The organism is Salinifilum aidingensis (assembly GCF_054782015.1).
Map to the genome: position 1 here is coordinate 100931 of NZ_BAAGTH010000013.1, position 14516 is coordinate 115446.

Consider the following 14516-nt stretch of genomic DNA (forward strand, 5'->3'; position numbering starts at 1 on the left):
GGACTGCCGCCCGGCCTCACCCAGACGAGGAGAGCAGTGGCAGGCAAGGCCCGCGTACACGAGCTCGCCAAGGAGCTCGGTGTCACCAGCAAGGAAGTACTGAACAAGCTCGCGGAGCAAGGCGAGTACGTCAAGTCGGCGTCGTCGACGGTGGAGGCCCCGGTGGCCCGGCGGCTGCGGGACGCGTTCGGTCCCTCCGATTCCGGAGGCGGCAAGAAGGCGGCATCGGGCAAGGCGACGCAGCAAGCGGCCGAGGCCGGTCAGGGAACCGGGGACGGCGCGACGAAGTCGACCCCGCCGAAGCCGTCGGACCTGGCGCCCAAGCCCGGCCCCAAGCAGCCCGCGTCCGAGCAGCAGTCCCCGTCCGAGCAGCCCGCTGCCTCGGCGGGGCAGGAGCAGGCCAAGCCCGCGCCGAAGCCGGGCCCCAAGCCCGGTCCGAAGCAGGGCTCCAAGCCCGCTGCCCAGGACGGCGGCAAGACCGAGCAGCAGGACAACAAGGGCCGCAAGCAGGCGCCCAAGCCCGGTCCCAAGCCCGGCCCGAAGTCCGGGCAGTCCCAGGGCGGTGACGGTGAGGCCGGCGTGGTGCCGCCGAAGCCGCAGGCGCCCAAGCCGGGGCCGCGTCCGCCGCGCGTCGGCAACAACCCGTTCGGCGTCGGCAGCGGCGCGCCGCAGCAGCGCGGCGGTGGCGGCGGCCAGGGCGGCGGCCGCGGTGGCCGCGGCGGCCAGCGGCAAGGCGGCCAGGGCGGCGGCAAGCCCCAGCAGGGCGGCGGCCAGCAGGGCGGTCAGCAGGGCGGCGGCCAGCAGCAGGAGAACACGGCTCCCGCTGCCGGTTCCGAGTCGAAGTCCGAGGGCGGTTCGCGTCCGAACCCGGGCATGATGCCCTCGCGCCCGAACCCGGGCATGATGCCGCCCCGCCCGCCGCGCGGCGGCGGTGCCAGCACCGGCGGCGGCCGCGGTGGCGGCGGCCGCGGTGGCGGCGGTCGCAGCGGTCCCGGCGGTGGCGGCGGTGGCCGCGGCGGTCCCGGGCGCGGTGGCGGCGGTGCCCCGGCCGGCGGTCCGCCCAGCAGTGGCGGCGGCGGCGGTGGTTTCCGCGGTCGCCCAGGCGGTGGCGGTGGCGGCGGCCGCGGTCGTGGCGGTGCCGCGGGTGCCTTCGGCAAGCCGGGCGGCCCGAGCAAGCGCGGTCGCAAGTCGAAGCGCCAGAAGCGCCAGGAGTACATGGAGAACATGCAGGCGCCGTCGGTGGGCGGCGTGCGCCTGCCGCGCGGGCACGGTGAGCCCGTGCGCCTGCGCCGCGGTGCTTCGCTGACCGATTTCGCCGAGAAGATCAACGCGAACCCGGCGGCCCTGGTCCAGGCCATGTTCCACCTGGGCGAGATGGTCACCGCGACCCAGTCCGTCTCCGAGGACGTGCTCGAGCTGCTCGGCCAGGAGATGAACTACAAGGTCGAGATCGTCAGCCCGGAGGACGAGGACCGGGAGCTGCTCGAGTCCTTCGACGTGAACTTCGGCGATCCGGGAAGCTCCGAGGAGGACCTGCAGCACCGGCCGCCGGTGGTCACGGTCATGGGTCACGTCGACCACGGCAAGACGCGCCTGCTGGACACGATCCGCCGCAGCGACGTGCAGACGCGCGAAGCCGGCGGCATCACCCAGCACATCGGCGCCTACCAGGTCCTCAGCGAGCTCGAGGGCAACCCGCGGCCGATCACGTTCATCGACACCCCGGGCCACGAGGCGTTCACCGCCATGCGTGCCCGCGGTGCGAAGGCGACGGACATCGCGGTGCTCGTGGTGGCCGCCGACGACGGCGTGATGCCGCAGACGGTCGAGGCGATCAACCACGCCCAGGCCGCCGAGGTGCCGATCGTGGTCGCGGTCAACAAGGTCGACGTGCCCGGTGCGAACCCGTCCAAGGTGCGGCAGCAGCTGACCGAGTACGGGCTGGTGGCCGAGGAGTTCGGCGGCTCGACGATGTTCGTGGAGATCTCGGCCAAGCAGGGCGAGAACATCGAGTCGCTGCTCGAGGCGATCCTGCTGACCGCGGACGCCACGCTGGACCTGCGGGCGAACCCGAAGCTGCCGGCGCAGGGCGTGGCCATCGAGGCCCACCTCGACCGGGGCCGCGGTCCGATGGCGAGCGTGCTGGTGCAGCGCGGAACCCTCCGCGTCGGGGACTCCATCGTCGCCGGCGGCGCCTACGGCCGCGTGCGGCGCATGACCGACGAGAAGGAGGACGACGTCCGCGAGGCGGCGCCGGCGCGCCCGGTCCAGGTGATCGGGTTCACCTCCGTCCCGCGGGCCGGGGACACGTTCCTGGTCGTGGAGGAGGACCGGGTGGCGCGGCAGATCGCCGACCGCCGGGTCGCCCGGATCCGGGAGGCGCAGAACGCCGCCAACCGCAAGCGGGTCAGCCTGGAGGACCTGGACAAGGTGCTGAAGGAGACCAGCCAGCTGAACCTGATCGTCAAGGGCGACAACTCCGGTACCGTCGAGGCGCTGGAGGAGTCCCTGAACAAGCTCGACGTGAGCGACGAGGTCCAGCTCCGGGTGATCCACCGCGGCGTCGGCGGCATCACCGAGAGCGACATCAACCTCGCCACGGCCGAGAACACGATCGTGCTGGGCTTCAACGTCCGGGCGGAGGGCAAGGCCGCCGAGGTCGCCAACCGCGAGGGCGTGGAGATCCGGTACTACTCGGTGATCTACCGGGCGACCGAGGACATCGAGCAGGCCCTCAAGGGCATGCTCAAGCCCGAGTACGAGGAGGCGCAGCTCGGCCACGCGGAGGTCCGCGAGACCTTCAAGTCGTCCAAGGTGGGCACGATCGCCGGCTGCATGGTGTCGGACGGCATCATGCGGCGGAACGCGAAGGCCCGCCTGCTGCGGGACAACGTGGTGGTGACCGAGAACCTCACGGTCAACTCGCTCAAGCGGTACAAGGACGACGCGACCGAGGTGCGCGACGGGTTCGAGTGCGGTCTCACCCTGGGGTCGTTCAACGACATCAAGGTGGGCGACATCATCGAGACCTACGAGATGCGCGAGAAGCCGCGCACCTGATCCAGCGGTCGGGGGTCACCGGGGCTGCCGGTGACCCCCGAGTCCTGTTCGACCCGTCCCCGGGATGCCGTCATGTTCGTCGGAGCCCTCGAACTCGATGTCCTGTTCGGCGACGTCCGGTCGCTGAAGCAGAAGCGCTCGGCCGTGCGGCCCGTTCTGGCGGAGCTGCGCAGGCGTTTCGACGTCGCAGCGGCGGAAACGGGCAATCAGCGGCTCTACCGCCGCGCCGAGCTCGGCATCGCCGCCGTGGCCGCGGACGCCGGGCACGTGCACGAGGTGCTCGAAGCGTGCGAACGGCTGGTCGCGGCGCGGCCCGAGCTCGACCTGCTCGCGGTGCGGCAGCGCATGCTCGGACCCGAGGACTGACCATTCGCAGTGAATTCAGCATTTCTCACGAAGGAGGTGCGCCGTGGCCGACAGGGCGCGCGCCCGCAGACTCGCCAAGCGCATCGCCCAGATCGTGGCCTCCGAGCTGGAGCACCGGGTGAAGGATCCCCGGCTGGCGAGGGTGACGATCACCGACGCGAAGCTGACACCGGACCTGCGGGACGCCACCGTGTACTACACGGTCTTCGGTGAGGAGGCGGACTACTCCGGTGCCGCCGCGGGGCTCTCCCGCGCCACGGGGGTGCTGCGGTCCCGCGTGGGGCAGCAGACCGGGGTGCGGTTCACCCCGACTCTGACGTTCGTGGCCGACGAGGTGCCGGCTCAGGCGAAGCGCCTGGACGAGCTGCTGGCGCAGGCGAAGGAGGCGGACGCCGAAGTGGCGCGGTTGGCCTCGACCGCCAGCCCCGCGGGCGATGCGGACCCGTACCGCTCGGAGGAGGAGACCGAGGAGGCCGAGTCCGAGGAGGCGGAGGCCGCCGCCGAGCAGGCGCAGGCTGCTGAGCAAGCGCAGGCGGAGCGGGAACCCTCACAGGAAGGTTGAGGTTCGGCCCGCTCTCCGATGAGGTGGAGTGGCACGGAGGTGACCCCACCCTGGAGGTGACGCTGTGAGCGGGCTGAGCGGGCATCCGCCGGCCGCAGCGGACGACGTGGAGCGGGCGGTGGTCGCGGCCGCCCGCGTGCTGCGCGGCGCGTCCGATGTCACGCTGCTCGGGCACCTCAACCCGGACGCGGACGCGCTCGGCAGCGCGCTCGCCCTGGCCGGCGCGCTGCAGGCCCCCCACCGGACGGTGCGGGTCTCGTTCGACGCGGTCAACGAGCTCGCACCCGCGCTGCTGGCGCTGGACACCGATGGCGTCGTGGTGCCCGCGGAGCAGGTCCCGGCCGCGCCGCCCACCCTGGTCGTCTGCGACACGGGCGCCGAGCACCGGCTCGGCGCGCTCGCCGATCGCGTCCGGGCGACCCGCGAAACCGGCGGTGACGTGCTCGTCATCGACCACCACGCGGGCAACGCGGTCCACGGCACGGTCCACGTGGTCGAGGACCGCGCCGAGTCCACGTCGCTGCTCGCGCTGCGCGTGCTGGACGCGCTGGGATTCCCGCTCGACGAGCCGCGCGCACGCTGCGTCTACGCCGGGCTCGTGACCGACACCCGCGGCTTCCGCAACGCCGGTGCGCAAGCGCACCGGGTGGCGGCGCGGCTGCTCGAGGCCGGCGTGGATCCGGCCGCCACGACCCGCGCGCTCATGGACAACCACCCCTACCGCTGGTTGGGCATGCTCTCCGAGGTGCTGGCCGGCGCCGAGCTCGAGCCGACCGCGGCGCAGGGGTGCGGGCTGGTGCACTCCGCGGTCCTCCGCTCGGCGGCCGAGGGGATGCACGGCTCCGACGTGGACAGCGTGGTCGACCTGCTGCGCTGCGCCGAGGAGGCCGAGGTCGCGGCGGTGCTCAAGGAGATCGGGGACGACCGCTGGATGGTCTCGCTGCGCGCGGACAGCGCGCTCGACGTGGCCCACGCGGCGCGCACCTGCGGTGGGGGCGGTCACCGGTTCGCCTCCGGGTTCACCATGGAGGGCTCGCGGGCCGAGGTGCTGCGGCGGCTGCGCGCGGCCCTGGAGCGGGCACCGCGACTGGGGTGAGGTCCGGAGCCCGCTGCGCGAGCGCCAGCCCCGCGGGGGCGGTGCGGGGGGATAGCTGCCGCCGGGGCGGGAGCGCCGGGCGGCCTCGCCGCTCGTGCGCGACGGGCGCGGCATCCGCCTGCCCGTTTCGGCCCCGCGGGAGGACCGGGCTGCGAGGGGCCGCGCCGCGGGCACTGCGGGTGTCCCGCTGGAGACCGACACGTCGTGTGGAACGGAGATGGGTGTGACGGACGCGGAGCAGGGCACCGCCGCGGGGCGGGAGGCTGCTGCTGATCGGGGCGCCGGGGCTGATCGGGACCCCGGGGTGGATCGCGAACTCGAGAGCGGCCGCGTGTCCCCGCGGCGCATCCTGGCGCTGGCGGTGCCCGCGCTCGGGGTGTTGGCGGCCGAGCCGCTGTACGTGCTCGTGGACACCGCGGTCGTGGGTCACCTGGGGGCCGTTCCGCTGGCCGGTCTCGCGCTCGGCGGCACCCTGTTCACGCTCGTGTCGAGCCAACTGACGTTCCTCAGCTACGGCACGACGGCGCGGGCCGCGCGGTTGCACGGGGCCGGTCGGCGCGGTGCCGCGATCACCGAGGGCGTGCAGGCCACGTGGCTCGCGCTGGGCGTCGGCCTGGCGCTGCTGCTGGTCGCGCAGCTCGCCGCCGGACCCGTCGCCGGTGCGATGGCCGGTGCCGGTCCGATCGCCGAGGCGGCCACGAGCTGGCTGCGCATCGCCGTGCTCGGCGCGCCGATGGTGCTGGTGACGATGGCGGGCAACGGGTGGATGCGCGGCGTGCAGGACACGGTGCGGCCGCTGCGGATCGTGCTCACCGGCAACGCGCTCTCGGCGGTGCTGTGCCCGCTGCTCGTCTACGCGGCCGGGCTCGGGTTGGAGGGGTCCGCGCTGGCCAACGTCGCGGGCCAGACGGTCAGCGCTGCGCTGTTCCTGCGTGCTCTGGCGGTCGAGCGGGTCCCGCTGCGCCCCGACCTCGGCACGATGCGGGCGCAGCTGGGGATGGCCAGGGACCTGGTGCTGCGTTCGCTCGGGTTCCAGATCTGCTTCGTCTCGGCGACCTCGGTGGCGGCCCGGGCGGGCGCGGACACGGCCGCGGCGCACCAGGTCGTGTGGCAGCTGTGGACGTTCCTGTCGCTGGTGCTGGACTCGCTGGCGATCGCCGCGCAGTCGTTGGTGGGGGCCGCGCTCGGTGCGGGCAGTGCGCGCAGCGCGAAGGGGATCGCGCGGCAGATCGCCGCCTACGCGCTGGGCTTCGGCCTCGCGCTGGGGGTCGTGTTCGCCGCGTTGTCCGGTGTGCTGCCCCGGCTGTTCACCGACGACGCGAGCGTGCTGGCCGAGGTGCCGCACGCGTGGTGGTTCTTCGTGGTGCTGCAGCCGGTCGCGGGCGTGGTCTTCGGGCTGGACGGTGTGCTGCTGGGTGCCGGGGACGCCGCGTTCCTGCGCACGGCGACCCTGCTGAGCGCGGGGATCGGGTACCTGCCGATGATCTGGCTCTCGCTCGCGTTCGATTGGGGGCTGTCGGGGATCTGGACCGGGCTGAGCCTGTTCATGCTCTTCCGACTGGGCACGCTGCTGGCCCGCTGGTGGTCGGGCCGCTGGGCGGTGGTGGGTCTGGCTCCTGCCTCGACCGGGCAGCGCTCAGCAGCGGACCCCGCCGAGCAGGAGGGCCCCGTGCAGTAGGAGACCCCGTGCAGTAGGAGGACCCGTGCAGTCCTGACCGCCACCCTTCTCTGGAACTCTTCCAGAGAGCGCAATTTTCATGAAAATTGGGCGCTGTCCCCACGCGAATGGAGTACAAATCATCCCCACGCCATCGGGCGGTGGGTCGATGGATCCGACGCGCGCCGGCCGGGGCGGGAGTTGCAGGGGGTGTGGACCGGGTGCTGCGGGACGGGTGCTGCGCGCCGGGTGCGCGGCCGCTCAGGCCGGTTGCCAGAACCAGTCCTGTCCGCGCACCTGGCGGTAGGCCTCGCGGCGCGTCCCGGCGTCGAGCCGCTGGAGGTAGACCATGCCGTCGAGGTGGTCGACCTCGTGCTGCAGGCAGCGCGCCATGAGGCCCTCGCCCTCGACGGTCACCGGTTCGTCGTTCAGGTCCACGCCGCGGACGACGGCCCGCTGCGCGCGGCGGGTGGGGAAGCTCAGGTTCGGCAGCGACAGGCAGCCCTCCTCATCGTCCTGCTCCTCCGCGGAGAGCTCGGCGATCACCGGGTTGACGACGTAGCCGAACTGCTCGTCGACGTTGTAGCTGAACGCCCGCACGCCCACGCCGATCTGCGGTGCCGCGAGCCCGGCCCGCCCGGGCTGGTCGACGGTGTCCAGCAGATCCGTGATCACGCTTCGCAGCCGGTCGTCGAAGACCGTCACCGGCGCGGTGCGTTCGCGCAGGACCGGATCACCGAACGTGCGGATGGGGCGGACAGGCACGCGTGCACTCCTCTGCTCTGCGGACCGATGCTGACCGGGAGGCCACTCTACGATCCGCCGGTGCGCCCTCCGGAAGCGCGTGATGCCCGGCCGGAGCCCTGCCGGCCGGAGCGGTGGGACGTTTCCGGTGGTTTCACGGGGTGGGTGCAACACCGTGCAGGACGTTCACGGCGGAGGTGGTGCACCGCGATGCCGGTAGAGCAGGTGGCGGAGGCGCGGCGGCTGCGGCAGCAGGAGGGCCGTCCGCGGCGCGCCCGAGCGAGCAGCTCTGCCGCGCCCCCTCGCCGGAGCCCCGGTGGCGTGCGGGAAGATGGACGCTCGTGTCCGCCCGCAGTTCGCGTTCCCAACGGCCCGCCGTGCCGCCCGGCCTGCTCGTCGTCGACAAGCCCGGCGGCATGACCTCGCACGACGTCGTCGCCCGGACGCGGCGCCTGCTCGGCACCCGCAAGATCGGGCACGCGGGGACCCTCGACCCGATGGCCACGGGCGTGCTCGTCCTCGGCGTGGAGCGGGCCACCAAGCTGCTCGGGCACCTGGCCATGGACACCAAGGCGTACTTGGCCACGATCCGGCTCGGCGTGACCACCGGCACCGAGGACGCCGAGGGCGAGGTGCGCTCGCAGCAGGACGCCTCGGCCGTGCCGGAGGAGGCGATCCGGTCCGGGGTGGCCGCGCTGACCGGTGAGATCGAGCAGGTGCCCAGCGCGGTCAGCGCGGTCAAGGTCAACGGCCGCCGCGCCTACGAACTGGCCCGCGAGGGCCACGAGGTGGAGCTCGAGGCGCGCCCGGTGACCGTCTCGCGGTTCGACGTGCTCGCCGTGCACCGCGAGGAGCGCACGACCGACATCGACGTGCTCGTCGAGTGCTCCTCGGGAACGTACGTGCGCGCGCTGGCCCGCGACCTCGGCGCCCGGCTGGAGGTGGGCGGTCACGTGGCGCAGCTGCGCCGCACCCGCGTGGGCCCGTTCGGCCTGGCCACGGCGCGCACCCTCGACCAGCTGGCGGAGCGGCCGGAGCTGTCGCTGGACCTGGACCGGTCGGTGGAGGCCGGGTTCGAACGGCGCAACGTGGACGCGCGCACCGCGCGCGCCCTCGCGCACGGGCAACCGGTCCCGGCCGCGGAGGTCCCCGGCACCTACGGCATGTTCGACCCCCAGGGCTCGGTGGTCGCGCTCGTCCGCGACGAGGGGCGCAAGGCCAAACCGGTGCTCGTGCTCAACCCGGCCTGAGGAGGCCGCGGAACCGGCTCCCGAGGCATCCTCGCGCGGGGACGCGGAGCGGCGGCTCGCCGGCGTCCCGGTGGGCGCAACCGCGGCGCGCGGTGCCGCCCCGGTGCGCTCGGCGATCCGGGCCGGGTGGCGGGACCGCCGCCCATGCCGGTCCGGCAGCGCGGTGCGGCTCTCCGCGCGCACGGGCGGCGCTCCGCCGCGCGCAACGCCGCAACGGTGCCTCCCCGGCGGTGTGCGGAGGACCGGCGATAGGCTTGCGAGCCGTGCAGCGATGGCGTGGTTTGGAGCAGATCCCCGCAGGTTGGGGCCGGTGCGTTGTGACGATCGGCGTCTTCGACGGGGTGCACCGGGGGCATCAGAAGCTGATCCGCCACGCGGTGCACCGCGCCCGCGAGCGCGGTGTGCCGTGCGTGCTGCTCACCTTCGACCCGCACCCGATGGAGGTGGTGCGCCCGGGCAGCCACCCCGCCCAGCTGACGACGCTGCGGCGGCGCGCCGAACTGGTCGAGCAGCTCGGCGTGGACGTGTTCTGCGTGCTGCCGTTCACCCAGGAGACGGCGCGGATGTCCGCGGAGGACTTCGCGCACCAGCTGCTCGTGGAGCGGTTGCACGTGGCCGAGGTCGTCGTCGGGGAGAACTTCACCTTCGGGCACAAGGCCGCCGGCACGATCGACACGCTCGCGCAGCTCGGGGAGCGGTTCGGCTTCGACGTGGCCACCGACAGCCTGCTGTCCGGGCCGACGCCCCGCGACGAGGCGGGCACCGCGGAGGTGACCTTCTCGTCGACGTTCATCCGCTCCTGCGTGGACGCGGGTGGTGTGGGGGCCGCGGCGGCGGCCCTGGGCCGCTACCACCGGCTGGAGGGGATCGTGGTGCGCGGCGTGGGCCGCGGTGGTTCGGAGCTCGGCTTCCCCACGGCGAACCTGTCCATGCCGGAGTTCGCGGCGGTCCCCGCCGACGGCGTGTACGCCTGCTGGTTCACGCACCGCCGCGACCGCGAGGCGGACGGCAGCGAGCCGCTGCCCGCCGCGGTCTCGGTCGGCAGCAACCCGACGTTCTCCGGGACGGAGCGCACCGTCGAGGCGTACGTGCTCGACGTGTCCGAGGACTTCTACGGCGAGCACGTCGATCTGGACTTCGTGCGGCGGCTGCGCCCGATGGAGAGCTACGACTCCGCCGAGGCCCTGGTGGCCCAGATGCGGCAGGACGTCGCCGACACGCGGGCTGCGCTGGGCGAGGGGTGAGCTCCGGACCGGCGCGGCGCGCGGTGGCCGAGTGCGGCGCCGCCCGGACCGATGTGCCGATTCCGGACCTTCTCGACCTGCCGGGCTGGCAGGATCCAGGTCCGGGAACCGCGTCCGAGCGCGGCGGGAGCAGTCGATCCGGGGGAACGATGGCCAAGCGCGACACAGTGCGGCGGAACCGCGAGTTGCAGCGGCAGTGGTACGGGGAACCGCTGGGTGACCGGGTGCGCCGGCTCGTCGTGGCCTTCCGGATCTCGCAGGCGCAGCTGGCGGGGGTGCTGGGGATCAGCCCCGCGATGCTCAGCCAGGTCATGAGCGGCAGCCGCGCGAAGATCGGCAACCCGTCGGTGCTGGCGCGCCTGGTGATGCTGGAGCGCAAGGTGCTCATCCCCGGGGTGGCCTCCGGGGACGCGGAGGCGATCGAGCTGGCCCTGCATGACGTGCGGAGCTCCCGGCCGACCGTGGGCCGCGACGACTTACCGGTCTCCAGCAGCGCCCGGGAGGAGATCGCGTGGTCGGTGCTGCGCGACGTGGCCGAACCGCAGGAGCTGCGGTCGGCCGCGCGGCTGCTGGCCGCCCGGCACCCCGAGCTGGCGGACTTCCTGCGGCGCGCGGTGGGCCCGGAGCCGGACGCGCGGTGACGGGGCGTCGCGCCGGCGGAGGAGGCGCGGCACGATGGGGACCGCACACGGAAGGAGACGCGTCCGCCCGCGGTCGCGCTGGCCGCGCCCGGGGCGGAGGTGGTCATCGAGCTCGCGACGAGACACGGAAGGCGTATGCGGCTGTTCACCGCGCTGTGGCCCGCGGAGGTGGCGGTCGACCACCTGGCGGCGGAGATCGCGGAACTCTCGGAACGGCAGGTCGCCGAGTTGTCCCGGGGACTGCGCCGGTTCCGCTTCGTGCCGGCCGACCGCTGGCACTTGACGCTGTGCTTCCACGGCGAGGCCGCCGATCCGGACGAGATCTCCGAACGGCTGGACAGGGAGGCGGCCGACCTGGTGAAGGCCGAGGTCGTGCCGCCGCGGCTGCGGCTGGCCGGTGCCGGCGTGTTCCGCAGCGTGCTGTGGATCGGGGTGGAGCCCGCCACCAACGCGGACGCGGCGGTGCTCGGCGAGCTCGTGCGCATCGCCGGCGGGGATCCGGAGGGGTACCGCGGACACCTGACGGTCGCGCGCTGGAGCAACGGCAAACCGACCCGGGCGCTGGCCGAGTTCTTCGCGGAGTACGCGGGCCCGCGCTGGGACGTGCCCGAGATCACCCTGGTGCGCAGCGTGCCCGGGGAGTCCGGTCCGGAGTACCGCGTCCTGCACCGGGTCCCCGCGGGTGCCGCGTCCCCCTCGGGGTGAACGCCGCGGGGCGGTTCGCCGCGGTGCGCGGCGCTTCGGCCGCTGGGGGCAGCGCCCCTGATACCCTGACAGCGGGACGGCTGCGGTCCGTGGCGGCCGCCCCCCTGCGACGGCGTGAACCACGACCGCGCGGAGGTCCGCTCCGCGGGTCGCGGCTCGTGGCGCGCAGGTCGACGGAAACCGCGGGACGTTTTGACAAGGAGTGCACTCGTGGCTTTGTCCACTGCGGAGAAGAAGCAGGTCCTGGCCGACTACGGCCTGCACGAGAGCGACACCGGCTCGCCGGAGGCCCAGGTCGCGCTGCTGACCAGGCGGATCACCGGCCTGACCGAGCACCTGAAGTTCCACAAGCACGACCACCACTCGCGACGTGGTCTGCTGCTCATGGTCGGGCGCCGCCGCCGGCTGCTCAACTACCTGATCAAGGTGGACATCGCCCGCTACCGCTCGCTGATCCAGCGACTCGGTCTGCGGCGCTGAACCGCGGGAGGGGAGCGGCCGCGGCCGCTCCCCTCCGCATGCGGGGCCGTGCGCGACCGCCGCGATCCCGCGGGGGTCGCGGCGGTGCGCACACTGTGCGAACAACGGAACACCGCCCCCAGAATGGGGGTGTCCGGCGCCGCGCTGCGCCGGATGCGTGAACAGAGTGCTCACGGTGCCAGCGGAAGGCGTTCCGCCGGTCCTCGGTAGTGGCTCTCGGACGACGAGTCCTCCGGGGGCTTCGATCGATGGCCGGCCCTTTCGGACCGCACTCCAGCTGCTCGCCGTGAGCCTCGCGAGGAGCAAGGAGTCATCAGAGTGACCGAGACCCAATCGCCCGAAGAGGGCGTGTACGAAACCACGGCCGTGCTGGACAACGGCGCGTTCGGCAAGCGGACGGTCCGCTTCGAGACCGGTCGGCTGGCCAAGCTGGCCACGGGCAGCGCCGTGGCCTACCTGGACGACGAGACGATGCTGCTGTCGGCGACGGCCGCCTCCAAGCAGCCCAAGGAGCAGCTCGACTTCTTCCCGCTGACGGTCGACGTCGAGGAGCGGATGTACGCCGCCGGGCGCATCCCCGGGTCGTTCTTCCGCCGGGAGGGGCGTCCCTCAACCGACGCGGTGCTCACCTGCCGGCTCATCGACCGCCCGCTGCGCCCGTCGTTCGCGGACGGCCTGCGCAACGAGGTGCAGGTGGTGCTCACGGTGATGAGCCTGGCGCCGGGTGACCTGTACGACGTGCTGGCGATCAACGCCGCCTCCGCGTCCACCCAGCTTTCCGGCCTGCCGTTCTCCGGCCCGGTCGGCAGCACCCGCATGGCCCTGATCGACGGGCAGTGGGTGGCCTTCCCGACGCACGAGCAGCTGCAGCGCGCCGTGTTCAACATGGTCGTCGCCGGCCGCGTCGTCGGTGACGACGTGGCGATCATGATGGTCGAGGCCGAGGCGACCGACCACACCGCGGAGCTGGTCGCCGAGGGCGCCCAGGCCCCGACCGAGGGCGTGGTCGCCGAGGGCCTGGAGGCGGCCAAGCCGTTCATCCGCACGCTGTGCGAGGCGCAGCAGCGCCTGGCCAACGCCGCGGGCTCGGCCGCCGAGGAGTACCCGGTCTTCCCGGCCTACGAGCCGGACGTCTACACCGCCGTGGAGCGCGCGGTCTCCGACGAGCTCGCCGAGGCCCTCAAGATCGGGGGCAAGCAGGAGCGCGAGGAGCGCCTGGACGAGCTCAAGGCCGCGGCCCTGGAGCGCGTCGGCGTCGGCGAGGGCGAGGAGTTCGCCGGCCGGGAGAAGGAGGTCGGCGGCGCCTTCAAGGACCTGACCAAGCAGCTGGTGCGGCAGCGCATCCTGCGCGACCAGGTGCGCATCGACGGCCGCGGCGTGGCCGACATCCGGGAGCTCTCCGCCGAGGTCGGCGTGGTGCCGCGGACGCACGGTTCGGCGCTGTTCGAGCGCGGCGAGACCCAGATCCTCGGCGTGAGCACGCTGAACATGCTGCGCATGGAGCAGACGATCGACTCGCTCTCGCCGGAGACGACGAAGCGGTACCTGCACCACTACAACATGCCTCCCTACTCGACCGGGGAAACCGGCCGCGTGGGCACGCCGAAGCGGCGCGAGATCGGCCACGGCGCGCTCGCCGAGCGGGCGATCGTGCCGGTGCTGCCGTCGCGGGACGACTTCCCGTACGCGATCCGGCAGGTCTCCGAGGCGATCGGGTCGAACGGCTCGACCTCCATGGGCTCGGTCTGCGCCTCCACGCTGTCCCTGCTCAACGCCGGTGTGCCGCTGAAGGCCCCGGTGGCGGGCATCGCGATGGGCCTGGTCTCCGACGAGGTGGACGGTGAGCGGCGCTACGTCGCGCTGACCGACATCCTCGGCGCGGAGGACGCCTTCGGCGACATGGACTTCAAGGTCGCCGGCACGCGCGAGTTCGTCACGGCGCTGCAGCTGGACACCAAGCTGGACGGCATCCCCTCCGAGGTGCTCGGCCAGGCGCTGGAGCAGGCCCGCGACGCGCGGTTCACGATCCTCGGCGTGATGTCCGAGGCCATCGGCGAGCCGGACGAGATGAGCCCGCACGCCCCGCGCGTGACCTCGGTGAGCATCCCGGTCGACAAGATCGGCGAGGTCATCGGCCCGAAGGGCAAGATGATCAACTCGATCACCGAGGAGACCGGCGCCGAGGTCACCATCGAGGACGACGGCACGATCTACGTCGGCGCGGCGGACGGCCCCTCGGCGGACTCGGCGATCGAGAAGATCAACTCGATCGCGAACCCGCAGCTGCCGAAGGTCGGCGAGCGGTTCCTCGGCACCGTGGTGAAAACGGCCGCGTTCGGCGCGTTCGTCTCCCTGCTGCCCGGCAAGGACGGCCTGGTGCACATCTCCAAGCTGGGCAACGGCAAGCGCATCGGCAAGGTCGAGGACGTCGTCAACGTCGGCGACAAGCTGCGCGTGGAGATCGCCGACATCGACAGCCGCGGCAAGATCAGCCTCGTCCCGGTCGACGAGGGCGAGGGCGACGCCGAGGGCGATGCCCAGGCCGGCGCGGCGCAGGAGGAGTCCGGCGAGACCGCGGAAACCGCGCAGTGATCGGCTGACCCCGACGTGACCGGTGGAACACCGGACGGAACGGCCCGCTCGGAGCATCCGGGCGGGCCGTATCGTTCGACGGGACGATTCGGGTGAGCGCCAACCGCGGTGGACGTGAC

Annotated in this window: 12 protein-coding genes; 11 read left to right on the forward strand and 1 reads right to left on the reverse strand. The window is 73.3% G+C overall.

Translation table 11 applies throughout. From position 1 onward, the window contains the following. Positions 1-36 precede the first annotated feature (36 nt). The 5 genes from infB (at position 37) to ACYVJE_RS17655 (ending at position 6762) form a co-directional block, all read left to right on the forward strand. Positions 37-3060: a translation initiation factor IF-2 gene (gene infB / locus ACYVJE_RS17635; RefSeq protein WP_461145317.1), complete on the forward strand. Its 3024-nt coding sequence runs from the start codon at positions 37-39 to the stop codon at positions 3058-3060. Between the two features lie 72 nt (positions 3061-3132). Continuing rightward, positions 3133-3426 carry a DUF503 domain-containing protein gene (locus tag ACYVJE_RS17640; RefSeq protein WP_459156826.1) on the forward strand — a complete coding sequence of 98 codons (294 nt, stop codon included), beginning with the start codon at positions 3133-3135 and terminating at the stop codon, positions 3424-3426. Between the two features lie 43 nt (positions 3427-3469). Next, on the forward strand, positions 3470-3988 hold the full coding sequence (rbfA, locus tag ACYVJE_RS17645; RefSeq protein ID WP_459156825.1) for a 30S ribosome-binding factor RbfA: 519 nt from the start codon (positions 3470-3472) through the stop codon (positions 3986-3988). 73 nt (positions 3989-4061) lie between these two features. After that, positions 4062-5084, forward strand: a complete 1023-nt coding sequence (locus ACYVJE_RS17650; RefSeq protein ID WP_461145370.1) for a DHH family phosphoesterase — start codon at positions 4062-4064, stop codon at positions 5082-5084. Between the two features lie 217 nt (positions 5085-5301). Continuing rightward, positions 5302-6762, forward strand: a complete 1461-nt coding sequence (locus ACYVJE_RS17655) for an MATE family efflux transporter (protein ID WP_461145318.1) — start codon at positions 5302-5304, stop codon at positions 6760-6762. Between the two features lie 240 nt (positions 6763-7002). Here the strand turns inward: ACYVJE_RS17655 and def are convergent, their stop codons facing one another. After that, a complete protein-coding gene (gene def / locus ACYVJE_RS17660; protein WP_459156823.1) occupies positions 7003-7506 on the reverse strand; it encodes a peptide deformylase in 504 nt (167 codons plus the stop codon). A gap of 320 nt (positions 7507-7826) precedes the next feature. Between def and truB the strand changes: the two genes are divergently transcribed. The 6 genes from truB to ACYVJE_RS17690 all read left to right on the forward strand — a co-directional run bounded on the left by truB (position 7827) and on the right by ACYVJE_RS17690 (position 14397). Then, positions 7827-8735, forward strand: a complete 909-nt coding sequence (truB, locus tag ACYVJE_RS17665; protein ID WP_461145319.1) for a tRNA pseudouridine(55) synthase TruB — start codon at positions 7827-7829, stop codon at positions 8733-8735. Positions 8736-8998: 263 nt separating this feature from the next. Continuing rightward, on the forward strand, positions 8999-9979 hold the full coding sequence (locus tag ACYVJE_RS17670; RefSeq protein ID WP_459156821.1) for a bifunctional riboflavin kinase/FAD synthetase: 981 nt from the start codon (positions 8999-9001) through the stop codon (positions 9977-9979). 149 nt (positions 9980-10128) lie between these two features. After that, positions 10129-10620, forward strand: a complete 492-nt coding sequence (locus ACYVJE_RS17675; RefSeq protein WP_461145320.1) for a helix-turn-helix domain-containing protein — start codon at positions 10129-10131, stop codon at positions 10618-10620. Between the two features lie 135 nt (positions 10621-10755). Beyond that, positions 10756-11325, forward strand: a complete 570-nt coding sequence (gene thpR / locus ACYVJE_RS17680) for an RNA 2',3'-cyclic phosphodiesterase (RefSeq protein WP_461145321.1) — start codon at positions 10756-10758, stop codon at positions 11323-11325. A 210-nt stretch (positions 11326-11535) separates the two neighbouring features. Then, positions 11536-11805, forward strand: a complete 270-nt coding sequence (gene rpsO / locus ACYVJE_RS17685) for a 30S ribosomal protein S15 (protein WP_459156818.1) — start codon at positions 11536-11538, stop codon at positions 11803-11805. Positions 11806-12123: 318 nt separating this feature from the next. Continuing rightward, positions 12124-14397 carry a polyribonucleotide nucleotidyltransferase gene (locus ACYVJE_RS17690; RefSeq protein ID WP_461145322.1) on the forward strand — a complete coding sequence of 758 codons (2274 nt, stop codon included), beginning with the start codon at positions 12124-12126 and terminating at the stop codon, positions 14395-14397. The last annotated feature ends 119 nt before the right edge of the window (positions 14398-14516 follow it).